At 37.6% G+C, this 24,952-nt stretch carries 22 protein-coding genes; 19 read left to right on the plus strand and 3 right to left on the minus strand.

The window, feature by feature from the left end; all coding sequences use genetic code 11:
- Nucleotides 1–202: 202 nt before the first annotated feature.
- Nucleotides 203–1,318 (plus strand): alanine dehydrogenase, encoded by a 1,116-nt coding sequence (gene ald / locus PI85_RS00620; protein WP_008176820.1) that lies wholly within the window; start codon nucleotides 203–205, stop codon nucleotides 1,316–1,318.
- Nucleotides 1,319–1,458: 140 nt separating this feature from the next.
- On the opposite strand, the gene PI85_RS00625 is transcribed toward ald, so the two are convergent.
- Nucleotides 1,459–2,547, minus strand: coding sequence for a Xaa-Pro peptidase family protein (locus tag PI85_RS00625; RefSeq protein ID WP_036119562.1), 1,089 nt, complete (start codon nucleotides 2,545–2,547; stop codon nucleotides 1,459–1,461).
- A 232-nt stretch (nucleotides 2,548–2,779) separates the two neighbouring features.
- Here PI85_RS00625 and PI85_RS00630 point away from each other — a divergent pair, with 232 nt between their 5' ends.
- Both PI85_RS00630 and PI85_RS00635 read left to right on the plus strand, forming a co-directional pair.
- Nucleotides 2,780–3,463: a metal-dependent hydrolase gene (locus PI85_RS00630; protein ID WP_036119561.1), complete on the plus strand. Its 684-nt coding sequence runs from the start codon at nucleotides 2,780–2,782 to the stop codon at nucleotides 3,461–3,463.
- A 152-nt stretch (nucleotides 3,464–3,615) separates the two neighbouring features.
- On the plus strand, nucleotides 3,616–4,923 hold the full coding sequence (locus PI85_RS00635) for a DRTGG domain-containing protein (RefSeq protein WP_036119560.1): 1,308 nt from the start codon (nucleotides 3,616–3,618) through the stop codon (nucleotides 4,921–4,923).
- Between the two features lie 52 nt (nucleotides 4,924–4,975).
- On the opposite strand, the gene PI85_RS00640 is transcribed toward PI85_RS00635, so the two are convergent.
- Nucleotides 4,976–5,281 carry a YtpI family protein gene (locus tag PI85_RS00640; RefSeq protein WP_008176828.1) on the minus strand — a complete coding sequence of 102 codons (306 nt, stop codon included), beginning with the start codon at nucleotides 5,279–5,281 and terminating at the stop codon, nucleotides 4,976–4,978.
- 90 nt (nucleotides 5,282–5,371) lie between these two features.
- On the opposite strand from PI85_RS00640, the gene PI85_RS00645 reads away from it, so the two are divergent.
- The 8 genes from PI85_RS00645 to PI85_RS00680 all read left to right on the plus strand — a co-directional run bounded on the left by PI85_RS00645 (nucleotide 5,372) and on the right by PI85_RS00680 (nucleotide 15,701).
- Complete coding sequence (locus PI85_RS00645; RefSeq protein ID WP_036119558.1) at nucleotides 5,372–6,316, plus strand: bifunctional oligoribonuclease/PAP phosphatase NrnA; 945 nt, start codon at nucleotides 5,372–5,374, stop codon at nucleotides 6,314–6,316.
- A gap of 21 nt (nucleotides 6,317–6,337) precedes the next feature.
- The gene (dnaE, locus tag PI85_RS00650; protein WP_036119557.1) at nucleotides 6,338–9,421 is read left to right on the plus strand and encodes a DNA polymerase III subunit alpha; all 3,084 of its coding nucleotides are present in this window, start codon (nucleotides 6,338–6,340) and stop codon (nucleotides 9,419–9,421) included.
- 132 nt (nucleotides 9,422–9,553) lie between these two features.
- Nucleotides 9,554–10,195, plus strand: coding sequence for a FadR/GntR family transcriptional regulator (locus PI85_RS00655; RefSeq protein WP_036119555.1), 642 nt, complete (start codon nucleotides 9,554–9,556; stop codon nucleotides 10,193–10,195).
- Nucleotides 10,196–10,219: 24 nt separating this feature from the next.
- Nucleotides 10,220–11,077 carry an acetyl-CoA carboxylase, carboxyltransferase subunit beta gene (accD, locus tag PI85_RS00660; protein ID WP_036119553.1) on the plus strand — a complete coding sequence of 286 codons (858 nt, stop codon included), beginning with the start codon at nucleotides 10,220–10,222 and terminating at the stop codon, nucleotides 11,075–11,077.
- Nucleotides 11,070–12,026, plus strand: a complete 957-nt coding sequence (locus tag PI85_RS00665) for an acetyl-CoA carboxylase carboxyltransferase subunit alpha (protein WP_036119550.1) — start codon at nucleotides 11,070–11,072, stop codon at nucleotides 12,024–12,026. The genes accD and PI85_RS00665 overlap by 8 nt, the downstream gene beginning before the upstream one ends.
- Nucleotides 12,027–12,338: 312 nt before the next feature.
- Nucleotides 12,339–13,298: a 6-phosphofructokinase gene (gene pfkA / locus PI85_RS00670; RefSeq protein ID WP_008176840.1), complete on the plus strand. Its 960-nt coding sequence runs from the start codon at nucleotides 12,339–12,341 to the stop codon at nucleotides 13,296–13,298.
- Nucleotides 13,299–13,323: 25 nt separating this feature from the next.
- Nucleotides 13,324–15,084 (plus strand): pyruvate kinase, encoded by a 1,761-nt coding sequence (pyk, locus tag PI85_RS00675; protein WP_036119547.1) that lies wholly within the window; start codon nucleotides 13,324–13,326, stop codon nucleotides 15,082–15,084.
- Nucleotides 15,085–15,311: 227 nt separating this feature from the next.
- Nucleotides 15,312–15,701 carry an FxsA family protein gene (locus PI85_RS00680; RefSeq protein ID WP_036119544.1) on the plus strand — a complete coding sequence of 130 codons (390 nt, stop codon included), beginning with the start codon at nucleotides 15,312–15,314 and terminating at the stop codon, nucleotides 15,699–15,701.
- Here the strand turns inward: PI85_RS00680 and PI85_RS00685 are convergent.
- Nucleotides 15,685–16,650 (minus strand): AI-2E family transporter, encoded by a 966-nt coding sequence (locus tag PI85_RS00685; RefSeq protein ID WP_036119542.1) that lies wholly within the window; start codon nucleotides 16,648–16,650, stop codon nucleotides 15,685–15,687. The two genes, PI85_RS00680 and PI85_RS00685, sit on opposite strands and share 17 nt — an antisense overlap.
- A 238-nt stretch (nucleotides 16,651–16,888) precedes the next feature.
- Between PI85_RS00685 and citZ the strand changes: the two genes are divergently transcribed.
- The 8 genes from citZ (at nucleotide 16,889) to PI85_RS00725 (ending at nucleotide 24,948) form a co-directional block, all read left to right on the plus strand.
- Nucleotides 16,889–18,004 carry a citrate synthase gene (gene citZ / locus PI85_RS00690; protein ID WP_025114482.1) on the plus strand — a complete coding sequence of 372 codons (1,116 nt, stop codon included), beginning with the start codon at nucleotides 16,889–16,891 and terminating at the stop codon, nucleotides 18,002–18,004.
- 79 nt (nucleotides 18,005–18,083) lie between these two features.
- Nucleotides 18,084–19,346, plus strand: a complete 1,263-nt coding sequence (gene icd / locus PI85_RS00695) for an NADP-dependent isocitrate dehydrogenase (RefSeq protein ID WP_025114483.1) — start codon at nucleotides 18,084–18,086, stop codon at nucleotides 19,344–19,346.
- 184 nt (nucleotides 19,347–19,530) lie between these two features.
- Nucleotides 19,531–20,469 (plus strand): malate dehydrogenase, encoded by a 939-nt coding sequence (gene mdh, locus PI85_RS00700; RefSeq protein WP_036119538.1) that lies wholly within the window; start codon nucleotides 19,531–19,533, stop codon nucleotides 20,467–20,469.
- Between the two features lie 279 nt (nucleotides 20,470–20,748).
- The gene (locus PI85_RS00705) at nucleotides 20,749–21,189 is read left to right on the plus strand and encodes a MaoC/PaaZ C-terminal domain-containing protein (protein ID WP_008176852.1); all 441 of its coding nucleotides are present in this window, start codon (nucleotides 20,749–20,751) and stop codon (nucleotides 21,187–21,189) included.
- Nucleotides 21,190–21,242: 53 nt separating this feature from the next.
- On the plus strand, nucleotides 21,243–21,959 hold the full coding sequence (locus tag PI85_RS00710) for a response regulator transcription factor (RefSeq protein WP_012295616.1): 717 nt from the start codon (nucleotides 21,243–21,245) through the stop codon (nucleotides 21,957–21,959).
- A complete protein-coding gene (gene pnpS / locus PI85_RS00715) occupies nucleotides 21,956–23,488 on the plus strand; it encodes a two-component system histidine kinase PnpS (RefSeq protein WP_036119533.1) in 1,533 nt (510 codons plus the stop codon). The genes PI85_RS00710 and pnpS overlap by 4 nt, the downstream gene beginning before the upstream one ends.
- Nucleotides 23,489–23,869: 381 nt before the next feature.
- On the plus strand, nucleotides 23,870–24,238 hold the full coding sequence (locus PI85_RS00720) for a CidA/LrgA family holin-like protein (RefSeq protein WP_036119530.1): 369 nt from the start codon (nucleotides 23,870–23,872) through the stop codon (nucleotides 24,236–24,238).
- Nucleotides 24,235–24,948 carry an LrgB family protein gene (locus tag PI85_RS00725; RefSeq protein ID WP_036119527.1) on the plus strand — a complete coding sequence of 238 codons (714 nt, stop codon included), beginning with the start codon at nucleotides 24,235–24,237 and terminating at the stop codon, nucleotides 24,946–24,948. Before PI85_RS00720 ends, PI85_RS00725 begins: the two co-directional genes overlap by 4 nt.
- Nucleotides 24,949–24,952 lie beyond the last annotated feature (4 nt).

Consider the following 24,952-nt stretch of genomic DNA (forward strand, 5'->3'; position numbering starts at 1 on the left):
ATTTTATAAATATAATAATTTAGTATGTAAAATCACCGTTTAAATATTTTGTATTTTTGAAATGTTAGAAATTTTATTTGTATTTATTTTAATTAAAGCTTTTTTTTTATTTGTTTGGTAATATGGAATTGCAAGGGGTGCATCAATTTTTAATTACATAAATGATGCTGATTTTTTACGTAATGGAAGGGGATAGGAAACTATGAAAATTGGTATTCCAAAGGAAATTAAAAACAATGAAAATCGTGTAGCAATGACTCCAGCAGGAGTTGTTACTTTAACACATGCAGGCCATGAGGTGTACATTGAAACTGGAGCAGGCTTAGGATCAAGCTTTACGGATGCTGATTATATTGCAGCTGGTGCCCATATTGTGCAAACTGCTAAAGAAGCTTGGTCGCAAGAGATGATTATGAAGGTAAAAGAGCCTGTAGCTTCTGAGTATGATTACTTCTATGAAGGTCAAATTTTATTTACTTACTTACACTTAGCGCCAGAAGTTGAATTGACTCAGGCACTTTTAAATAAAAAAGTTGTAGGGATTGCCTACGAAACAGTTCAATTAGCAAATGGTTCACTACCATTATTAACACCGATGAGTGAAGTAGCAGGTAAAATGGCTACACAAATCGGTGCACAGTTCTTAGAGAGAAATCATGCTGGTAAAGGTATTCTACTTGGTGGTGTATCAGGTGTACAACGCGGTAAAGTAACAGTCATCGGTGGTGGTATCGCGGGAACTAACGCTGCGAAAATCGCTGTTGGTATGGGAGCAGACGTAACAGTTATTGATTTAAGCCCTGAGCGTTTACGCCAATTAGAAGATATGTTTGGTCGTGATGTTCAAACATTGATTTCTAATCCTTATAATATTGCAGAATCTGTAAAAACTTCCGATTTAGTAATTGGTGCCGTATTAATTCCAGGCGCAAAAGCACCAAAGCTTGTATCAGAAGAAATGATTCAATCAATGCAAGCAGGCTCTGTAGTAGTGGATATAGCTATTGACCAAGGTGGTATTTTTGCTTCTTCAGATCGTGTCACAACACATGATGATCCAACATACGTAAAACACGGCGTTGTACATTATGCAGTTGCGAATATGCCTGGAGCAGTACCACGTACATCAACAATTGCTTTAACAAATAATACAATTCCATACGCACTTCAAATTGCGAATAAAGGCTATAAACAAGCTTGCCTAGACAATGTTGCACTGAAAAAAGGTGTTAATACTTTAGATGGACAACTAGTATATAAAGCTGTTGCAGATTCACAAGGACTTCCATATGTAAATGTGGATGAGCTTATTCAATAATTACATGTAAAAATGAAAAATCCTTCGAGAAATTCACTCTCGAAGGATTTTGTTATTTTTCTTCTAAACATTTATCTAGTAAAGATCCTAGTTCAATGGAATAAAAAGACAGGAAGGCATTTGGATGCTTCCTTTTTATATTATAGAATGATTAACTCTTTCGGGAACTTTGTTAATACTTCCACACCATCTTTTGTTACAACAACATCATCCTCGATACGTACACCTGTTACATCTGATTTATAAATTCCAGGCTCAATCGTGAAGACCATGCCCTCTTCCATTGTCATGTCATTTGTTCCTGTAACAGATGGGAATTCATGTACAGAAATGCCAAGACCATGTCCAAGACGATGTGTGAAATATTCTCCAAATCCTGCTTCGGTAATCGTATCACGTGCAATTTTATCTAAGTCCATAGCACGTACACCAGGTTTCACAGCTGAAACTGCATTTTGGTTAGCTGCTAACACAGCATGATAAATTTCTTTTTGTGCTTCACTTGGCTCTCCAAAGGCAACTGTACGCGTAATATCAGAGCAATAGCCATCGTAAATGACACCAAGGTCAAATAGTACCATATCCCCTTTTTCTATTTTTCGTGCACCTGGATGACCATGAGGAGAGGCTGTTTTTGGGCCACTCAGTACCATCGTTTCAAAGGACATTTTACAACCTTTATCTTGAATAGCATTTTCAATGGCTGTTAAAATTTCCATTTCTGTTTTACCTTCAGCAATTTCCTTGCAACCGATTTCAATAGCATAATCAGCTAACTCCGCAGCCTTGCGTAATTTGTCTAATTCACTTTCATCCTTAATTACGCGCATTGCATTAATTTTTTCGTCTAGACGTACAAAATTTGCTTGTGGGAAGGACTGCTGTAGGGCCTCTAAGCGTTCCACAATGAGCTGTGCCTTTTCAATGGCAAACGTAGTTGGTTGAATGTTACGTGATGTAATGGCTTGTGCAAGGACCTCCATCGAATTGTCAGTGTCTTGATGGCCAATAACCTCATAAGACCAACCAGCCGCTTTTGCATCTGGAATTTCCATTTGCGGACAAATTAGAAAAGGTTCAGCATCTTTAAAAATCATGACACCTAGTAATCTCTCATGTGGATTACTTTTAAAGCCTGAAACGTAAAAAACATTGTCAGGAGTAGTGATAAATGCCGCATCAATGTGATTTTGCTGCAAATAACTTTGGATTTCTTCAACCTTTGACATAAATATGTCCTCCTTTTTAGTACATTGGAAATTTTAATGAGGAAACTTCGATTTTCTAAAGAAAATGGCTGTTCCTTTTTATCACTGAATAATTGTGATCTAACAACGTATAAAATTGTTAGAGAGTGATACGATTATTCTCTGTACAAGCATATCAAAAAAAGGGAAAAAGCGCATGGGTAGCGAATTAAAATGGAGGGGTTTTCATTTATAAATCAAGGAGGACATTAAGATGGAAATAAGCTATCATGGACATTCTATTGTCAAAATACAAACAAATGGGAAAACAATTTTAATTGATCCTTTTATTAACGGTAATGGACAAACAGATTTAAAGGTTGCTGAGGAAGCACCAGATATTATTTTATTAACACATGGTCATAATGATCATGTTGGAGACACCGTAGAACTAGCAAAGAAAAAAGATGCGCTAGTTATTGCTCCAAATGAATTAGCCAATTGGATTTCCTGGCAGGGAGTAAAAACACATCCAATGCATATTGGAGGGGCTAAGGAATTCGATTTTGGGAAGGTGAAGTTTACGCAAGCTTTCCATGGCTCTTCTTATGTAACTGATACAAATGAAATTATTTATATGGGTATGCCAGCCGGGATATTACTATTTGTTGAAGGGTTAACGATTTATCATGCAGGCGATACAGCTCTATTTGGTGATATGAAATTAATTGGTGAGCGACATCCAATTGATATAGCATTCCTACCAATCGGTGATAATTTTACAATGGGTCCAGAAGACGCTGCATGTGCAGTTTCATTCTTAAAGCCTAAGATTGTCGTACCTATTCATTACAATACATTCCCACCTATTGAGCAAGATCCACAGGTTTTTGCTGATTTAGTACAAAATTCAGAGGTTCAAATTTTAAAAGCTGGTGAGAAAGTAAACTGTTTCTAATCGTTGATAATGCTGTACTATATGAATTGACACCACGCTGGTAGTTGAAATGGTGGGGGTTTTTAAACAATTTGATCACTTTATATTAAATATTTTTATAAAAAATATGGTACACTAAGAGCAGAATTGAAGCTTAGGAAATAGGTGATATTTTGTCTACAAAACATGAGAAAATTTTACAATACATCGAGTCACTACCAGTGGGCGATAAAATTTCGGTACGTCAAATTGCGAAGGAAATGCAAGTGAGTGAAGGGACTGCATATCGTGCTATAAAAGAAGCAGAAAACCGTCGCTTAGTAAGTTCAATTGAACGTGTTGGAACAATTCGTATTGAAAAGAAAAAGAAAGAAAATATTGAACGCTTAACTTTTGCAGAAATTGTCAATATCGTAGATGGTCAAGTTTTAGGTGGAAAATCTGGTCTACATAAAACGTTAACGAAATTTGTCATAGGGGCCATGCAATTAGAAGACATGATGCGCTATACAGATGCAGGTAGCTTATTGATTGTAGGAAATCGTATTAAAGCCCATGAAAATGCCCTTCGAGCAGGTGCTGCTGTTTTAATTACAGGTGGTTTTGATACAACGGATGCCAATAAACAGCTTGCTGATTCATTGGATTTACCAATAATTTCAACAAGCTATGATACGTTTACTGTAGCAACGATGATTAACCGAGCGATCTATGATCAGCTCATCAAAAAGGATATTTTATTTATTGAAGATATTTATGTTCCAATGACTGACACAGCAGCGTTGAGAAATGATGAGACCATCCGTCATTTCCAAAAGATGAATGAACGCACAACACATGGGGCATTTCCAGTTGTCACTCATCAAAATAAACTTGTCGGAATGATTACTGTAAAAGACGTTATTGGTCGAGAAGAAAATGAGCTAATTGAAAAGGTTATGACGAAGAATCCAATTGCTGGCTCCATGAAGATGAGTGTTGCTTCAGCCGGGCATCGTATGATTTGGGAAGGTATTGATCTGTTACCAATCGTAAATGATGATAACATTTTACAAGGAGTCATTAGTCGTCAGGACGTACTTAAAGCATTACAGCTAGCTCAAAGACAGCCACAGCATGGTGAAACTATTGATGATTTAGTGAAAAATGAGATGAAGGTACTTGGTGATGAAGAGCTCGTTGTGGAGTTTAAGGTTACACCGCAAATGACGAATCAATACGGGGCGATTTCTTACGGTGCTTTCACGACTCTATTAGCTGAAGTGGGTTCATTTGCATTAAAGCGTCGAAAACGTGGAGATGCAGTGGCCGAGAATATGACCATTTACTTTATTAAACCAGTACAAATGGAAAGTACACTTACAGTCAAGCCACGAATATTAGACATGAGTCGTAAGTTTGTGAAAATGGATTTTGAAGTGTATAATCAACAAATACTTGTTGGTAAGGCAATGATGATGTTCCAGCTTTTAGAACGTTAAGGATTGAAAGGGATGGCCTAGCGCAATTGCTTGGTCATCCCTTTGTTACATATTATCGATTAATGCGGAATTCCTCCTCAACAAACTGACCATAATGACGCGCTTTTTTCGTATTTTCTACAACGACAAAGATACCTAGCACGACAAGAATTGCTACAATTATAAATGTATATAAGCTAGGGAATAAGTAGGCTTGATTGAATCCGAAAAACAGTAGGAAGGAACCGAAGCCGATATTCGCCTTACTTTTATACCAATTTTTAGCGATTGGTAATGAAGAACGGAATTGTTTTGTTTTAAAATAAAAATAAAAGACAAAAGATATAATTATCGCAAACACAAATATTAAATTGAGCATAGTAAACCTCCTAGCATAACTAGACATTATTGTAACGATAATTTTGAAAAAATGCTAACGGTTCTTACTATCATTTTGGAGGAATTTATTGTGAAAAGACAAATCATCGACACAATTGCTGCCTATGAAACAATCATTATTCATCGTCATGTACGACCAGATCCAGATGCATATGGCTCACAACTTGGGTTAAAAGAATTGATTTTAGCAAATTATCCGGAGAAAAAGGTTTTTGCTGTAGGTGACCATGATGCTTCTTTAACATTTATGGCACAGCCTGATCAAGTAGCGGATGACGTTTATGAACATGCTTTAGTCATTGTGACTGACACAGCTAATACAGAACGTGTTGACGATCAACGCTATACAAAGGGAAAAAAGATGATTAAAATTGATCATCATCCAAATGATGATGCCTATGGTGATCTTTTATGGGTGGATACGACAGCAAGTTCTTGCAGTGAAATGATTTACGAGCTGTATGAGGAAGGTAAGGAAGTAGCGAACTGGCAACTGTCAGATACTGCTGCACGATTATTATTTGCAGGAATTGTAGGGGATACAGGGAGATTCCAATTCCCAAGTACTACTGCTAAAACATTTAAAGTAGCCGCAGACCTGATTACATATGATTTTGATCGAAATCAAATTTTTGATGGTATGTATGAAATGGAGCAAAAACTGCTCAATTTACAGGGCTATATTTATCAGAACTTTACAATGGATGAGTATGGAGCAGCCCATGTAAAACTAACAAAAGAATTATTAGCAGAACATGATATTGTACCATCAGAGGCGTCGTTGCTGGTAGGATGCCTAGGAAGTGTTAAAGGGATCTGTTCATGGGTTGTATTTATTGAAGAAGAGGATCAAATTCGTGTGCGTTTACGTTCAAAGGGTCCTATTATTAATACATTAGCAAAAGAGTTTAATGGTGGTGGACATCCGCTCGCTTCTGGAGCTACTGCTTATTCATGGAAAGAGGCAGATGACGTCATCGAAAGATTACAAGAGATTTGTAAAGCGTATCATTAAAAAGAAAAGGAAGGGATTCATTTGACACACGTATACACAAAGATGCATACGAGCGCGGATTTATTGAAAAGCACAATTCGGCTTGAGCAATTGATTCCTTTTTTACAAGAACAAAAGACACAAGCCTGTGCAATCGTAAATACGAAATTGTACGGGCTTTTGCCTTTTTGTAAAGCCATACAGCAAGCAAATATACATGCTGTCATTGGTCTTTCTATAAATGTGCAATGGCATGACAAAACGTTTCCTCTTGTGCTGTATGCACAGTCTCAGGAGGGCTATCAGCATTTATTGAAAATAAGTAGTGCAGTTTCAATTAGGGAAGATGAAGTGCTGCCTTGGAAATGGCTAGAGGGCTATGCAGCAGGCTGCTTGGCATTACTTTCTTCAGATGATATAGGTGATGTAGAAGATTGGCAAGCATTAGTTACTGCCTTAGCCCAACTCTTTCAGCATCATTTTTATATGGGAATTACCAGACCTGGAGGGGTAGCGCAAGCTAATGAGAAAGAACTTGTAGGGTGGTGTGAAGGGCAGACAATTCCACTTGTAGCCGTTCAAAGCTGTTATTTTTTACGTCCTGATGATCATTTTGCATATGAAGTAGCAAGAGCTATCGATACAGGAGACAAGCTTGGCGATACGATGCTAACAGCTAATTTACAAGGTTATTTTGCACCTACAGCAGAGGAGTGGCAAAGTTGGTTTGCTGATCGACCAGAGTGGCTTGAGTCTTGTGGACAAATGCTTGCTAACTGTCACGCTATTATCCCAGAAATGTCTGTACAAATGCCTAAATTTCCTGTGCCAATTGGCGATACAGCTGAGAGCTTACTTGTTAAAGAAGCATTTGCCGGATTAGAGGGGCGGTTCAACCAGATGGATATTCCGAATGGTTACCGAGAACGATTACAATATGAGCTTGAAATAATATGTTCAATGGGCTTCGCTGATTATTTTTTAGTAGTAGCTGATTTTATGCGCTTTGCGAAAGACAATCGCATTTTGACTGGACCTGGTCGTGGTTCTTCCGCTGGGTCACTAGTTGCCTATAGTTTAGCTATTACGCAAGTAGACCCCCTTGCCTATGGTTTATTATTTGAACGATTTTTAAATCCTGAACGGATATCTTTACCTGATATAGATATTGATTTTGTCGATAGTAAACGACATCAAGTAATCCAATACGTTGCACAAAAGTATGGTAAAGCCAATGTGGCGCAAATCATTACATTCGGTACATTGTCTGCCAAAGCAGTTGCTCGAGATGTCGCGAGAGTATTTAGTTTCGACGCAGAGACATTGGAAAAAATTTCGAAAATGATACCGAATAAACCAGGTATTACATTACAAAAGGCTTTAGAAGAATCCTATGATTTACAGGGCTGGCTCTCTGAGAATGAACGACATCAGCGATGGTTTGAAGTAGCGCTAAAACTAGAGGGGCTACCGAGAAATTCCTCTACCCATGCGGCAGGCGTTGTTATTGCACCATCCCCATTAGTAAATACAGTCCCTATAGAGGATGGACATGAAGGCATCTATTGCACACAATGGCCGATGGGGGATATCGAGGCACGTGGTCTCGTCAAAATGGATTTTTTAGGTTTACGTAATCTTACTATTTTAGAGCAAATGCGTTGGTCCATTTATAAAGCCGGTGGACCGTGGATTGATTTTGAACGAATTCCTATGCATGATGAAAAGACTTTTCAATTATTGCAAAAAGGTGATACGTCAGGTATTTTCCAATTAGAATCAGAAGGTATGAAACAAGCATTACGAGACATTCATCCTACACACTTTTTAGATATTGCTGCCGTAAACGCACTTTATCGTCCAGGTCCAATGGAATTTATACCTGTCTATGCTAGACGAAAAGCCGGCAAAGAAATGGTTATTATGCCTCACCCTGTGCTAGAGCCCATTTTACAAGAGACTTTTGGTGTTATTGTCTATCAAGAGCAGATTATCAAGATTGCCTCTGTGCTTGCAGGATTCTCAATGGGACAAGCAGATTTACTTCGCCGTGCAGTTAGTAAGAAAAATCGCCAAGTGCTAGAGGAGCAACAGGTTTCCTTTGTGCAAGGGGCATTAAAACAAGGCTATGATCAACAGGTGGCGACAGAGGTGTACGAATTAATTGTCCGCTTTGCCGATTACGGATTCCCTAAAAGTCATGCTGTAGCCTATAGTGTTATTTCCTATCATATGGCTTATTTAAAGGCTCATTTCCCTCAAAGCTTTTACGCGGCATTATTATCTAATGCGACGGGAAATATAGATAAAATTCAACAGCTAGTGCAAGAGGCCAAGGACAAAGGTATCTCATTTTATCCACCTTCATTAAAGGACAGTACAAAGTATTTTACTGTCGAGCAAGAGGGAATACGTTATAGCTTATCAGGAATTAAAGGTGTCCCTCATACTTTTATAGAGAATATCCATACATTGCGCCAAACAAACCCTCTGGCATTGCATAATCTTTTTGATTTAGCTGTGGCATTAAGTGCACAGCATTTTAAACCAAAAGTAATAGAAGCATTAATTTATGCTGGAGCCCTAGATTATTTAGAGAAAGACCGTGCAGTACTGATTAAGACAATAGACGCTGCTTTAAAACACGCTGAACTCCTACGACCAACTGAGGATATCGATATATCAACTGCTACAGAATTTAGCTTTGGGAAGCCAAAATATATGCAGGTGGATGATATGCCACAAAAGGAAAAATTGATGCATGAGAAGGAAAGTTTAGGTTTTTACATTTCTGCCCATCCCGTTACGCAAGAAAGACTACATTGGGCTGATGTGAATAGTACTTGTCGTGAGTTAAAGCAGATGCGAGATGGTACGTATGTGAAAATGATTGGTGTCATTGAAGAAGTGAAAAAAATTCGTACTAAAAAAGGAGAGCAGATGGCCTTTGTCCAGTTACAGGATGAGCATGGAGCTGTTTCCGCTACGTTATTCCCGCAAGTTTTCCAATTCGTTCAAGACTTGTTAATAGAAGATGAAATTCTGTTTATAGAAGGAACTATAGAAAGACGTTTTGGAAAACCACAAATTAAAGTAAAACATGCGCAAGCGACGAAAATGATATGAAATGAAACGAGAATTTAGAAACTGCATTAAATTTTATGCAGTTTTTTCTTTACTTTTGATTAGTTATTTTGTAAGCTAGAGTCAACGTTAAAAAGTGGTCTGACCACTTTTTTGATAAGGGGAGTTAGTCGTATGGATAAAAAAACCGAACAAAAAAAAGTGTTTTTAGAAATCGTCCAACAACTACGTCAACTCATTAAATTGGAAAAAATTCAAGCAGGTGAAAAGCTTCCCTCCGAACGAGTCTTATCTGAGCGTCTAGGTGTCGGGCGATCCTCTGTCAGAGAGGCATTGCGAAGTCTAGAATTGCTAGGTCTTATAGAAACGAGACATGGTGGTGGTACTTTTCTTGCTTCCACACATAAGCATCAGCTTGTAGAAATCCTGTCGATGTTTATATTAGAAGATGAAAAATCAAAAAAAGATGTCGAATTTACGCGACAAATTCATGAAAAGGAAGCTATTCGCGTAATAAGTTGTACAGAGATTCTTCGCACACTACCTGTGTGGGATAGTTTTTTTGTGAAACTAGAATTAGAAGGTATGGTTAATTGTCGTGATATATTGCGAGAACTTTTAATCACAACAGGTAATCGTTTATCATTAAAAATCTGGTTTCAATTGGCAGCTTATGATGGCGACCGTTTAAATCGAAACTCAACAGAAGATGAAAAAATAATCATTCAAACTATGTTGAAATCGATGCAGCTAGGGTACGAAAAAGAAGCACTAAAAGCTTATGAGCAGTGGATGAGTACTGTACAAAGCACTTAGACAACAACAAAGGGGGAGTCAAACATGGCAATACGTAGCTTATTTAGTGGTAATCGAAAAAAGAAAGAGGATGGACAAGAAAAGGCATTTCCAGAAGGATTAATGACAAAATGTCCTGAATGCCGCCATATTCAATTAACGAAAGAACTAGAAAAGAATGATAAAGTGTGTTCGAGATGTAGTCATCATTTCAAAATGACTGCACAAGAACGTGTGGACTATTTCTTGGATGAAGGTTCATTCGTTTCGATGGACGATCATTTACAAACAAGCAATCCATTGAATTTCCCAGCATATGTAGAGAAAATTTCAGCTGACCAAGAAAAAACAGGCTTGAATGAAGCTGTACTAACAGGCGTTGGTACATTAGATGGAGAAGAAATTGTTGTTGCCATTATGGATTCTCACTTCCGTATGGGGTCCATGGGTTCAGTTGTGGGCGAAAAAATTACTCGCGCAGTAGAGAAAGCAACTGAATTAGGTGTGCCATTTATTATCTTTACGGCTAGTGGCGGTGCGCGTATGCAAGAAGGTGTACTATCTTTAATGCAAATGGCAAAAACAAGTGTTGCCTTAAAGCGTCATAGCGATCAAGGTTTGTTGTTTATTTCCATTTTAACGCATCCTACAACTGGTGGGGTTTCAGCAAGCTTTGCCTCTGTAGGTGATATAAATATTGCAGAACCACAAGCATTAATTGGCTTTGCAGGCCGACGCGTTATTGAAGAAACTGTAAGAGAAAAACTACCAAATGATTTCCAAACAGCAGAATTTTTATTAGAGCATGGCCAACTTGATGCCATTTTCCCTCGCAAAGATTTACGTAAACAAGTTTCTTTACTTGTAAAAATGCATACGAAAGGCGGCGTGCAACATGTCTAAAAATTTAGCGTTTGAAGAACCAGTTATCCAATTACGAGAAAAAATTGATGAATTAAAAACAATAGCTACTGAAGCTGATGTCGATATGACGGGTGAAATCGAGAAACTAGAGACACGGTTATCACAATTAGAGCAATCTATTTATGCGAATATGAAGCCGTGGGATCGTGTGCAAGTAGCAAGACATCCAGAAAGACCTACCACTTTACAATATATTGAAGCGATATGTGAGAATTTCATTGAATTGCATGGAGATCGTACTTTTGGTGATGATGCTGCAATCCTTGGTGGAATTGGTATTTTTGAAGGGCAACCTGTAACAATAATCGGACACCAACGTGGTAAATCAACAAAAGAAAACATACGACGTAATTTTGGTATGCCTCACCCAGAAGGTTATCGTAAAGCCCTACGTTTGATGAAGCAAGCAGAAAAATTTAATCGACCAATAATTTGTTTTATTGATACAAAAGGTGCTTATCCTGGTAAAGCTGCTGAAGAACGTGGGCAAAGTGAAGCAATCGCTAGAAACCTTGTTGAAATGGCAGGCTTAACAGTACCAGTCATCAGTATTGTGATTGGAGAAGGAGGAAGTGGTGGTGCACTAGCATTAGGTGTTGCAAATCGTGTCTTTATGCTAGAAAACTCAACCTATTCGGTTATTTCTCCAGAAGGAGCGGCGTCGATTTTATGGCGTGATGGTAGCCTTGCTAAGCAAGCAGCTGAAGCAATGCGTATAACAGCACCAGATTTAAAAGAGCTTGGTGTTATAGATGGTATCGTCCCTGAGATTATTGGTGGTGCCCATCGCAATGTAGCAAAACAGGCACTTTATATTAAAGAATGCATCAGCACTACACTTCATGCATTAAATTCTCTAAATGGAGAACAATTAATTGACGATCGTTATGAGAAGTTCAAAAAAATTGGACAATATACAGAAGTATAAAACACATTTTTGGAAGGCTATCTTCTGATAGCATCAAAAATATGGAGATATGAATTTGCTCGTTAAGAGACAAAATTTGTTTCTTAACATATTAAAAAGCTATTAAAATTAAAGAAGCTAGTTACGCAATCTGAACGTCAGACTTCTTGAAAATTTGTTAGATTTAGGATGTTTTTGGATGGAAAGAGTGTGTGAAAGCGCATTCTTTTCATTTTTTATGTAAAAGTTATGTTTTTGTATCCTCAGAACCCTTACATAGTTTGTTTTTTCATGTTAATGTGAATAATAATAGTAACTGCAGGAGGTTCGACAATGAAAAAAATTGCTGTATTAACTAGTGGTGGAGATGCGCCTGGGATGAACGCGGCTATTCGAGCGGTTGTTCGTAAGGCAGCATTCCATGGAATTGATGTTGTCGGAATTAAACATGGTTATGAGGGCTTAGTAAAAGGTTATTTAGAAGAACTTGATCTAGGTTCGGTTGGTGGTATTATTCAGCGTGGTGGTACCCATTTAAATTCTGCGAGATGTCCAGAATTTAAGGAAGATGCCGTGCAACTACAAGGCATTGAAAATTTACGAGCTGCCGGAATTGAAGGACTTGTTGTCATTGGTGGTGATGGTTCTTATAGAGGGGCTATGGATTTAGTGAAAAAAGGCTTCCCTGCTGTAGGTGTACCAGGCACTATCGATAATGATGTTCCAGGAACAGAATATACGATAGGCTTTGATACGGCACTCAATACAGTAGTAGAATCCATCGATAAAATTCGTGACACAGCTACTTCTCATGAAAATTCTTTCATAGTTGAGGTTATGGGTCGTGATGCAGGAGATATTGCTTTATGGGCAGGACTTGCTGCCGGAGCGGAAACAGTCTTAATTCCAGAAGAGGATTATGATTTAGATGACATTGTGGCACGCTTAGATCGTGGTGCAGCACGTGGAAAGAAGCATAGTATCATTATTGTGGCAGAAGGCGTTATGTCTGGAAATGAACTGGCTAAGTTGATAAAAGAAAAGACTGGTAAAGAAACACGCGTTTCTGTATTAGGTCATATTCAGCGTGGTGGTTCCCCAACTGCACGTGATCGCGTATTGGCAAGTCAGTTTGGCGCACATGCAGTGGAGTTACTAATGGAAGGCAAGTATGGTCGAGCGGTAGGTATTCGCAATCATCAGGTTATCGATTATGATATGCCGGAGGCTTTTGAAAAAAATCATGAGGCAGATGTAAGTCTATACACACTTATGAAAGAACTATCAATATAATTTGTTATAAACGGAGTGGGCAAAAATGAGAAAAACAAAAATCGTATGTACAATTGGACCTGCAAGTGAGTCACCAGAAACATTAGAAAAATTAATTGAAGCAGGTATGAATGTAGCCCGCTTGAATTTTTCACATGGCTCTCATGAAGAGCATGCGGGACGAATTCATTTAATTCGTGAAGTGGCACAAAAGTTAAATAAACCAGTAGGAATTTTATTAGACACGAAAGGTCCTGAAATTCGTACGCATAACATGAAAAATGGTGAGCTTCATTTATCGGCTGGCCAAGTGATTGATATTTCAATGACGGAAGTGGACGGTACGGAGACAAGCTTTTCTGTCACTTATGAGCAGCTAGTAGAAGATGTTGAACAAAACTCAATTATTTTACTTGATGATGGTTTAATCCAATTACGTGTATTAGCTACAGATGTTGAAAAAGGTTTAATTCATACGATTGTAGAAAATGCTGGCGTATTGAAAAATAAAAAAGGTGTCAACGTACCAGGTGTTTCTGTACAACTTCCAGGTATTACTGAAAAGGATGCACAGGATATTTTATTTGGTATTGAACAAGGTGTTGATTTCATTGCTGCCTCATTCGTTCGTCGAGCAAAAGATGTGCTTGAAATTCGTGAGTTGCTTGAGCAAAATGGTGGTGGGCATATCCAAATCATCCCGAAAATTGAAAACCAAGAGGGTGTCGATAATATCGATGAGATTATCCTTGTGTCCGATGGATTGATGGTAGCACGTGGAGATCTCGGTGTTGAAATTCCAGCAGAAGAAGTACCTCTTGTACAAAAGAAATTAATTCTAAAATGTAATCAAGTAGGGAAACCGGTTATTACGGCTACTCAAATGTTGGATTCTATGCAACGTAACCCACGTCCAACACGTGCAGAAGCAAGTGATGTAGCGAACGCCATCATCGATGGTACAGATGCGATCATGTTATCAGGAGAAACTGCTGCGGGTCTATATCCAGTGGAGTCAGTACAAACAATGAATAAAATTGCTCAACGTACTGAAAATTCATTAGATTATAAATCGATTGTTTCTACACGTAGTCGTGAAAAAGAAGCCAATATGACGGAAGCTATTTCACAAGCAGTCGCTTATACATCCATTAATTTAGGTGTTAAAGCCGTATTAGCCCCAACAGAAAGTGGAAATACAGCTAGAATGATTGCCAAATACCGACCTGGTGTACCAATTGTTGCAGTAACAGGCTCAACAAATACGGCTCAAACATTAACATTAGTGTGGGGTGTACATCCAATTGTTTGCCAACGTGTTACAACAACAGATGAGATTTTAGAATTAGCTGTAGATGAAAGCTTGAAACACGGTTTTGTCACACATGGTGATGCTGTTGTAATTACAGCAGGTGTGCCAGTTGGTGAAGCGGGTACTACAAACCTAATGAAAGTACACATTATTGGCGATTTACTTGCTCGTGGGCAAGGGATTGGCAAGGCATCGGTTGTAGGTAAAACGGTTATTGCTAAAAATGCGGCTGAGGCACTTGCTTATGATACGGAAGGAAGTATCCTTGTAACAGTTGGTTCAGACCGTGAAATGATGCCAGCAATAGAAAATTGCATTGGGCTAATTACTGAAGAAGGTGGACTAACTAGTCATGCTGCAGTAGTTGGACTAAGTCTTGGTATTCCAGTAATTGTAGGCGTAAAAGAAGCAACAACATTATTACGCCACGGTCAAGAAATTACGATGGACGCTGAAACAGGCGTTATCTATAAAGGACATGCGAGCGTTCTTTAATTATAAACAAAAAGCTCTAGTGCGATTTGTTGTACTAGAGCTTTTTTAATAAGGGTTGTACAAATTAACTATATTTCGTGCTATATGGAAAGCTACTTTTTATATCTCCATCAAGAAAGATAAGTGATTTGGTATTATTTGATGGGAGGCATTCATTTTTTTATGAAACTAAATGGGCTATAATAACGTATAAAAGGTATACCTTTTCAAGTAGAAAGGAGAAAAATATGCGAAAAATTTTTCTTGGTTTCATTGTCTACGCATTAGCCGAATTGGCGTTATTAATAGTTATTGGACAAAACATTGGTGTTTTAAGTACATTATTACTCATTACTGCCACTAGTGTACTTGGGGTTTATGTAATGAAAAATAAAGGTATGAATTCTATCCAAAATGTAAAAAATACATTAGCACGTGGAGAGGCTCCGGGATCTGCGTTGGTTGATACATTATTAACTTTTAGTGGTGGACTGCTTTTAGCATTACCAGGATTTATGACAGATCTTATTGGCTTACTACTGCTTCTGCCTTTTTCACGAAAAATGTTCCAACCTGTTGTCTATTATTGGATGCGTAAAAAAATGAAAAAAGGTCAATTTATTATCGTTCAAAGATAGAGTTTTCTTTTAGCTTAACCGCTAAAAATAAAAAGATTGGGCTAAGTAATATTCCATAAAAGCCAAATAATAGAATAGAGGCGGCGCTGATGAAAAATGTATGGAATGTACGTAATTGAAGCGTGTTGGACCAAAGCATTGAGTCAGCTAGCTGCCTTGTTAATTGTACAAATAAATACAACAGTAAAATGGCTACACATAAAAATGTATTTCCATTGAAATAAAAATAAATACTCATCGGCACAAGAAATACACCGATACCGAAAAATGGCAGAACATCTGCGAAGGCTACAATAAAAGCTTTAATAATAGCTTGTTCAAATTGAAGGATCATAAAGCCTCCACAAAGAATAAGTAAGGTTATTGTAAATAATTGAAATTCCACATATAAAAAATAATGAAAAAGTTGCATGATTTTCGCGAAATGTGATTGCCACTCTTGACGATATTTCTTTGGCACATATTGAAAAAACCAATAGCGAGATTTACGCGTTTCTAGGAGAGCGAAATAATAAGCTACCAAGAAAATGAATACCTCAATGACATGTTTCATTAATAATTGGAAAAGATCAGCTGTATATATGATGATCGAATCAAAAATAGAAAGTGATTTCTCCTTCAAAACTTGTATAAACATCGATTCATATTCACTGAAAAGTGGGAAGTTTTGTAATGTATTACGAATCTCCGGAAAAATGACAATCACACTATTGATGGATATGACGACAAGCAAAAAAATACAAGTTAAAATCAATACCTCCACAATTATTGCTGCTATCCAATAGGCGATCCTGCAATATTTATGCAAGAAATTTATGACAGGGTACGTCGAAAATGACAAAAAAATCGCAAGTGATACTGGTAATACAAACCAAAGTATGACTAAATAAAAAATAAAAAGTAAAATACTTGTGGTTCTTTCGTATGAAAAATACTTTAAATTCCTCATTTTAACAAATTCACCTCAAATCATAATGTCAAAAAATACAATAAAATCTCTTTAGGGCGAATATATAGTCGTTCGGACGTCTTTTTCTTTATTTGAAGGATTTTCATTCACAAAGCTGTCAAAAATGATTATAATAGCAATGTAAGCGATTTACTTAATGGTTCATATGAGCAAAAACCGTAAATGCAAGAAAAAAACGCATTTACAACAAAATATAAATATGAGGGAGCGATAATTTATGTCAGCAACTAAAGGATTAGAAGGTATCGTAGCAGCGGAATCTAAAATCAGTTCAATTATCGATGACACACTTACATATGTTGGTTACAACATTGATGATTTAGCACAAAATGCGTCATTTGAAGAGGTAATTTACTTGTTATGGCATACTCGTTTACCAAAAGCGGACGAGCTAGCTGAGTTAAAACAACAATTGGCAGACAATATGTCAATTCCGCAAGCGATTGTCGACCAATTCAAAACATACCCACTTTCAACTGTACATCCAATGGCTGCACTACGTACTGCAGTATCTCTACTTGGTGTATTCGATGAAGAAGCGGATGTTATGGACCCAGAAGCAAACTACCGTAAAGCAATTCGTCTTCAAGCTAAAATTGCTACAGTAGTAACTGCATTTGCACGTGTTCGTAAAGGTTTAGAACCAGTTTCACCAAAACCTGAACTAGGATATGCGGCAAACTTCTTATACATGCTTAAAGGCGAAGAGCCAGCAGATATTGAAATTGAAGCATTCGACAAAGCACTAGTATTGCATGCTGACCATGAGTTAAATGCATCTACATTCACTGCACGTGTATGTGTAGCTACATTATCAGACGTTTATTCTGGTGTAACTGCAGCAATCGGAGCTTTAAAAGGGCCACTTCATGGTGGAGCAAATGAGCAAGTTATGAAGATGTTAACTGAAATTGGCTCACTTGAAAATGTTGAATCTTATATTCAAAATAAATTAGACAACAAAGAAAAAATCATGGGCTTCGGTCACCGCGTATATCGCAAAGGCGACCCTCGTGCACCACATTTACGCGTAATGTCTAAAAAATTAACTGAACTAACTGGTAAACCAGAGCTTTATGAGATGTCAGTTAAAATCCATGACATGATCGTTGAACAAAAGAAATTACCAGCTAACGTAGATTTCTTCTCTGCGTCAGTGTATGATTCTTTAGGTATTGATCATGACCTGTTCACACCAATTTTCGCAGTATCACGTACTTCAGGTTGGGTGGCACACATCCTTGAGCAATATGCAAATAACCGCCTAATCCGTCCACGTGCTGAGTATGTTGGACCAGGCATGCAAAAATATGTTCCAATCAGCGAGCGCTAATTTGGAAAATATGCTAGAATGTTTGGGACTGTGTTATCACTAACACAGTCCTATGATTATGAATTTAGGAGGCAACAGAATGTCAAACAAAATTGTAGTTGAAAATGGCGTACTTAATGTACCAAATAATCCAGTAATTCCTTTCATCGAAGGTGATGGAATTGGTCCAGATATCTGGGCAGCAGCATCACGCGTAATCGACGCAGCAGTAGAAAAAGCTTATAACGGTGAAAAGAAAATTGAATGGTTAGAAGTTTTAGCTGGTGAGAAAGCATTTAACCAAACTGGTGAATGGTTACCACAAGAAACTTTAGACAAAATTAATGAATACTTAATTGCAATCAAAGGTCCTCTTACTACACCAATCGGTGGTGGTATCCGCTCTCTTAACGTAGCATTACGTCAACAACTTGACTTATATGTATGCTTACGCCCAGTACGTCACTTTGATGGAGTGCCTTCTCCAGTTAAACGCCCAGAAGACGTTGATATGGTTATCTTCCGTGAGAACACAGAAGACATCTACGCTGGTATTGAATTCGAATCTGGTTCAGAACAAGCTCAAAAAATCATCAACTTCCTACAATCTGAATTTGGTGTAAATCAAATCCGCTTCCCAGAAACTTCTGGTATCGGTGTTAAACCTGTATCTAAAGAAGGTACTGAGCGTTTAGTACGTTCTGCTATCGAATACGCAATTAAACATAAACGCCCATCTGTTACTTTAGTTCATAAAGGTAACATCATGAAATTCACTGAAGGTGGATTCAAAAAATGGGGTTATGAATTAGCAGAAAAAGAATTTGCTGATCAAACTTTCACTTGGAACCAATACGATGCAATCAAAGCTGAACAAGGTGAAGAAGCAGCAAACAAAGCTCAATCTGATGCTTTAGCAGCTGGCAAAATCTTAGTAAAAGATTCTATCGCTGATATCTTCTTACAACAAATCTTAACTCGTCCAACTGAGTTCGATGTAGTAGCTACAATGAACTTAAATGGTGACTATATTTCTGATGCACTTGCTGCACAAGTTGGTGGTATCGGTATCGCTCCAGGAGCTAACATTAACTATGTTACTGGACATGCGATCTTCGAAGCTACTCATGGTACAGCTCCAAAATATGCTGGTTTAGATAAAGTAAACCCATCTTCAGTATTACTTTCAGGTGTATTAATGCTTGAACACTTAGGATGGCAAGAAGCTGCTGACATGATCACTAAATCTGTTGAGAATACAATTTCTTCTAAAGTTGTAACTTATGACTTCGCTCGTTTAATGGACGGCGCTACAGAAGTGAAATGTTCAGAATTCGCTAATGAGTTAATCAAAAACTTATAATTTTCTATTCTGATATAGAAATTTTTACGTAAAAGTATGCATTTTAAATGCCGATATAATTAGGGTAAAAGTGAATTTTCGTTAAATAAAATATTTACGATGAACTTGTTTAATCGAGGGAGTGAGATGTATTTCTCCTCCCTCTTTTAAAATATATAACCCCATTTTAAAGGAGCGTATTCAAATGTCTCTGAAACGAAAAAAATTATCAGTAATCGGTGGAGGATTTACAGGTGCTACCGCAGCTTTTTTAGCAGCTCAGAAAGAACTTGGTGACGTTGTATTAGTAGATATCCCACAAGCAGAAAATCCTACAAAGGGAAAAGCTCTAGATATGTGGGAAGCAGCGCCAATACAAGGCTTTGATGCTTATGTAAAAGGTACATCAGATTATGCGGATACAGCTAATTCTGACGTAGTCATTATTACAGCTGGGGTAGCCCGTAAACCAGGTATGAGTCGTGATGATCTTGTACAAATCAACCAAGGCGTCATGAAAACAGTGTCCAAAGAGATTGCCGCACATTCACCAAATGCCACAATTATCGTCCTTACGAATCCAGTTGATGCCATGACCTACACAGTTTATAAGGAAACTGGTTTCCCAAAAAATCGTGTTATCGGTCAATCTGGTGTTCTTGATACGGCGCGCTTCTGTGCATTTGTTGCAGAAGAGCTGAATATCTCAGTAAAAGACATTACTGGTTTTGTATTAGGTGGTCATGGAGATACGATGGTGCCTTTAACACGTTATTCTTTTGCAGGTGGTATTCCATTAGAAACATTAATCCCTGCTGAACGTCTAGAAGCAATTGTAGATCGCACTCGTAATGGTGGTGCTGAAATTGTTAACTTACTTGGAAACGGTTCAGCCTACTATGCACCTGCTGCAGCATTGATTGAAATGGCTGAAGCTATTATTAAAGATCAAAAGCGTATTCTACCATCTATTGCTTATTTAGAAGGTGAATATGGCTATAGCGATTTATATCTTGGTGTTCCTACATTACTTGGCGAAAATGGTATTGAAAAAATCTTTGAGCTTGAGTTAACAGGCAAAGAAAAAGCAGCTTTAGACCAATCGGCAGATGCAGTACGCAACGTAATGAAAATTTTAGTGTAGATTAATGATGTCCGACTCAAGGTGCTTTCAGGCAGAGTCTTTAGGGCAGCATGTCGATCTCTCTCTTTCAGCTATCGAAAAAATATATAAGCAATGTCTCTATATCTGAAGTTCAATATCAGTACATGAGTCTGAATTAAGAAAACGAGTAGGTAACTCCTGCTCGTTTTTTTTGTGCCTAAGTGGTGGTAGGGTTAAGGTACTTCGGCTTTTCGTTGTACTTTTGGCATAAAATTGATACTATGAATGTAGTATGATAGAAAAGGGGTTGGCGTATCTTTGCTTCAAAAAAATAGTAAACTTGGTCTGACAATCGATGAAATTACAGTTGGCGAAAAGATCCATATAACTGAAAAGATTGAGGATAGAGATCTGTTGCTGTATTTAGGGCTCACGAACGATAGTAATCCACTTTATATTCAACATGATTATGCGGCGATGACACCTTTTGAAAAACCGATCGTCCCGACCATCATGTTAAATGGTATTATTACATCAGCTGTGTCAAAGTATATTCCAGGACCAGGTGCACGAATTATTGAGCAACATTTAAAATATTTAGGGCCTCTCTATCATTATGAATTGTTTGATACGCTTTTAGAGGTAACAGCAGTCAATAAATACGAAAATACGATTACTGTGTCTGTACACTCTTATAATGAGCAGAAGCAGCTTGTGATTGAAGGTATGTTGTTGGTGACACCACCACTTGCATTATAGACGTCTTGAGGTTTGAAATGGGGGTTTCAAATCACTAACGGAGGCATTATATTATGACGAAAACGATATTAGTTATTGAAGATGAATTTTCAATCGCAACATTATTGAAATATAATTTAGAACAGGCTGGCTATCTAGTGGAAACAGCTGCAGATGGACAAGAAGGTCTGGAAAAAGCAATTGACATACAACCTAATTTAATTCTGTTAGATTTGATGCTACCTAAACTAGATGGTATGGAAGTATGCAAACAAATACGTCAGCAGCGTATGAATACGCCTATAATAATGTTAACAGCAAAAGATGACGAATTTGATAAAGTACTTGGTCTAGAATTAGGTGCAGATGATTATATGACTAAACCCTTTAGTCCACGGGAAGTATTAGCACGCGTTAAGGCAGTGTTAAGACGCTTTACTCAAAATGTTGTATCAGATGAGAAAGATGAACCTCAAGAGAAAATGTTTGAGTTTGGACAATTACGTGTATTTCCAGAACGCTTTGAAGTCTTTTTACAAGATGAGGCACTGGAGTTTACGCCAAAGGAATTTGAATTACTCATTTACTTACTTGAAAATAAAAATCGTGTATTAACACGTGATCAGCTATTAAGTGCTGTATGGAAATATGATTTTGCTGGCGATACTCGAATTGTGGATGTTCATATTAGCCACCTTCGCGATAAAATTGAAGAAAATAGCCGTAAGCCAATGTTTATTAAAACAATCAGGGGGCTTGGCTATAAATTTGAGGAGCCGAAAACGTCATGAAATCAATGAGCAACCGCTTATTTTTGACATTCATGCTTTTACTTGGAACGATATTAGCTGTCCTAATGATTGTTATAGGTCAGCTTTTTCCTGTTTATATTAAGCAATACAATGAGGATGCAAATACTCATAAACAAGCATCAATGACTCAAGTAATAGATGAACGTAAGCTCCAGCTTTCAGAGGAAGATCAAGAAGCATTATTTGCATCACAGAGCTTAGATCTAGAAGATTCTTTGACCTTTGTGCGGGCCAGACTCTATATCATATTGGCCATTCTCTTCACGATTACACTGATTTTAATCGGAATTGTCAGTCGCTATATGATACGGAATTTTACAGCACCAATCGATAATGTTACGGAAACTGCTCTTGAACTTGCAAAGGGGAACTATCGTGCACGTGCCCAGGAAAATGAATATGAACGCATGATTCCATTAAGTCATTCCATTAATATTTTGGCTCGTAATCTACAGGATATTACGACTGTTCGTGAAGTAGAGGAAGAGAGGCTGAAAACGTTAATCGAAAATATGGGTAGCTCTCTCATGATGATTGGGCGTGAAGGCAATATTTCTATCGTAAATCGCGTATTTTTAGAACGTTTTGGGATGCAGATTGATGAAGTTCAGGGAAAGGTATTCCGGACAATTGGCTTACCAAAATCATTAGAGCAGTTTATCGATCACGTATTTCTTACAGAGATGCCTTATCGACAGCAAATTAAAATGGAGATAAAGCAGGAGCTCTATAATAAAGAAGTATATGGAGCACCTGTTATTGGGGACCATGGACGATGGCTAGGCGTTGTTATTGTTATGCATGATATAACGGAGCTTGTCCGTTTAGAGCAAATTCGCAAAGATTTTGTTGCCAATGTATCCCATGAATTGCGAACACCTATTACCTCTATTAAAGGCTTTTCTGAAACCTTATTGGATGGAGCCTATAAAGACGAAAAAATGTTAATATCTTTCTTAGAAATTATTTATAAAGAGAGTAATCGTCTTCAAATGCTCATTCAGGATTTGTTAGAGCTTTCTAAAATTGAACAGCATGGGTTCACGGTTAACATTATGCCAATGGGCTTGCAGGATGTGCTGATTCGTGGAGCAGAGCTAACAGCGCCACGATTAGATGAAAAAAATATGAGCTTTCAAGTGGATATTGACCGTGACGTACAAGTAATGGGTGATGCCAATCGTATTATTCAGATCGTGACGAATTTAATTACCAATGCAATCACCTATTCTCCAGAAAATACAACGGTGTCTATTCGTTTAAAAGAAAATGAAACACATGGTATTATTGAAATTGAAGATCAAGGAATCGGAATTGAAAAGCATGAAATAGCCCGAGTCTTTGAGCGCTTTTATCGTGTTGATCGCGCACGAAGCCGAAATTCAGGTGGAACAGGCTTAGGCTTAGCAATTGTTAAGCATCTTGTAGAAGCCCATCATGGACGTATTCAAGTAGAAAGTGAAGTGGGCGTAGGGACAACCATGATTGTGATGATTCCGAAAAATTAACAAATCCTTTACATGAACAACATGTTACATTCATATTTGGGAACTATACTTATAACTAGAAACCCCCTTATATGATTGTTAAGACTATAAACTAAAAAATCGCGCTCACCATTTTACTCGGTGATGACAGATTTTTTAATAACTGTTTTATTTTCACCACAGAAGAATCTATTGTCTAATTATTAGGCACTAGATTCTTTTTCTGTTTTACAGAGAGGATAAATAGGTGTAAAGTATAGTAGCATAAAAGTTTACCATCAATCTGTAGTAGATTGTTTGTCAAACTAAAGCTTGAACAGTCAGTGAAATCATAACTTCTTTTCATTTGAATCGTGTTTTTCTGACTGTTAAAGCAGAGAAAAAAATGAGAGAAGGATGACCATGAAAATCGTCAAAAGTATCGTGCAAATCGGCTTTCTTTATTTCCTATTATTGATTGGGAATAGTATTGCACGCCTACTTCACTTGCCGATTCCAGGGAGCATAATAGGACTCGTTCTATTATTTTTACTTTTACAGTTTCATATTATTAAGCTTGAATGGATTGAGCTAGGGGCAGCATTATTACTAAGTGAACTCTTACTTTTCTTCATTCCATCTGCCATTGGTGTCATCGATTACGATGCATTATTCGGTGTGCAGGGCATGAAGGTTGTGTTGGTCATTGTTGGAAGTGCGATTATTGTCATGTTTGTAACGGGCTATACGGCACAATGGCTAGGGCGTCGAAAGAAGGGTGATGCAGTATGAGTTTATGGATAGCTGGTAGTAGCTTACTTGGAACAATTATTATTTTTTATATTTGTAAAATAATCTACAAGAAATATAAAAAGGAATGGCTGACACCTATGCTGGTGACGCCGATCGTTATTATTATCTTACTATTAGTAACAGGCATACCGTATACAACTTATAATGCAGGGGCTAGTGTTTTAACGAATTTACTAGGACCAGCAACGGTTGCTTTTGCGGTTCCTATCTATAAAAATGTCAATTTATTAAAAAAACATGCCTTCGAAATCTTTATAAGTATTGCGGTTGGCTCCACAGTCGCCATTATTTCATCTTTTATAATGGCCTTAGTAGTAGGGTTAAACAATGAGCTTGTGCATAGTTTAGTGCCACGATCAGTGACAACACCTATTGCAATGGACATTTCAAATATGATTGGAGGCTCTCCTACTTTAACAGCTGTCTTTGTTATGACGACAGGCATTTTAGGAAGCCTACTAGCACCTATTGTTATTAAAATATGTCGATTCCACAACCCATCGTCTAGAGGCTTAATGTTAGGAATGGGCGCGCATGGGGCAGGTACATCTAGAGCATTTGAATTTGGTGAACTAGAGGGTACATTTGCCAGCTTAGCAATGATTGTTGCTGCTTTAATGAGCATTGTATTAACCACAACCATTTTCCCAGTCTTCGAACATCTAGTTATTAATATCCTGTTACCATAAAAGG

It is taken from the genome of Lysinibacillus sp. A1 (genome assembly GCF_000801965.1).
Lineage (GTDB): Bacteria > Bacillota > Bacilli > Bacillales_A > Planococcaceae > Lysinibacillus > Lysinibacillus fusiformis.

Excerpts from the sequence above, each read along its gene's own strand:
- ald (WP_008176820.1), top strand. The coding sequence starts at position 203 with ATGAAAATTGGTATTCCAAAGGAAATTAAAAACAATGAAAATCGTGTA.
- PI85_RS00625 (WP_036119562.1), bottom strand. The coding sequence starts at position 2,547 with ATGTCAAAGGTTGAAGAAATCCAAAGTTATTTGCAGCAAAATCACATT.
- PI85_RS00630 (WP_036119561.1), top strand. The coding sequence starts at position 2,780 with ATGGAAATAAGCTATCATGGACATTCTATTGTCAAAATACAAACAAAT.
- PI85_RS00640 (WP_008176828.1), bottom strand. The coding sequence starts at position 5,281 with ATGCTCAATTTAATATTTGTGTTTGCGATAATTATATCTTTTGTCTTT.
- PI85_RS00655 (WP_036119555.1), top strand. The coding sequence starts at position 9,554 with ATGGATAAAAAAACCGAACAAAAAAAAGTGTTTTTAGAAATCGTCCAA.
- accD (WP_036119553.1), top strand. The coding sequence starts at position 10,220 with ATGGCAATACGTAGCTTATTTAGTGGTAATCGAAAAAAGAAAGAGGAT.
- PI85_RS00665 (WP_036119550.1), top strand. The coding sequence starts at position 11,070 with ATGTCTAAAAATTTAGCGTTTGAAGAACCAGTTATCCAATTACGAGAA.
- pfkA (WP_008176840.1), top strand. The coding sequence starts at position 12,339 with ATGAAAAAAATTGCTGTATTAACTAGTGGTGGAGATGCGCCTGGGATG.
- pyk (WP_036119547.1), top strand. The coding sequence starts at position 13,324 with ATGAGAAAAACAAAAATCGTATGTACAATTGGACCTGCAAGTGAGTCA.
- PI85_RS00680 (WP_036119544.1), top strand. The coding sequence starts at position 15,312 with ATGCGAAAAATTTTTCTTGGTTTCATTGTCTACGCATTAGCCGAATTG.
- PI85_RS00685 (WP_036119542.1), bottom strand. The coding sequence starts at position 16,650 with ATGAGGAATTTAAAGTATTTTTCATACGAAAGAACCACAAGTATTTTA.
- citZ (WP_025114482.1), top strand. The coding sequence starts at position 16,889 with ATGTCAGCAACTAAAGGATTAGAAGGTATCGTAGCAGCGGAATCTAAA.
- icd (WP_025114483.1), top strand. The coding sequence starts at position 18,084 with ATGTCAAACAAAATTGTAGTTGAAAATGGCGTACTTAATGTACCAAAT.
- mdh (WP_036119538.1), top strand. The coding sequence starts at position 19,531 with ATGTCTCTGAAACGAAAAAAATTATCAGTAATCGGTGGAGGATTTACA.
- PI85_RS00710 (WP_012295616.1), top strand. The coding sequence starts at position 21,243 with ATGACGAAAACGATATTAGTTATTGAAGATGAATTTTCAATCGCAACA.
- pnpS (WP_036119533.1), top strand. The coding sequence starts at position 21,956 with ATGAAATCAATGAGCAACCGCTTATTTTTGACATTCATGCTTTTACTT.
- PI85_RS00720 (WP_036119530.1), top strand. The coding sequence starts at position 23,870 with ATGAAAATCGTCAAAAGTATCGTGCAAATCGGCTTTCTTTATTTCCTA.
- PI85_RS00725 (WP_036119527.1), top strand. The coding sequence starts at position 24,235 with ATGAGTTTATGGATAGCTGGTAGTAGCTTACTTGGAACAATTATTATT.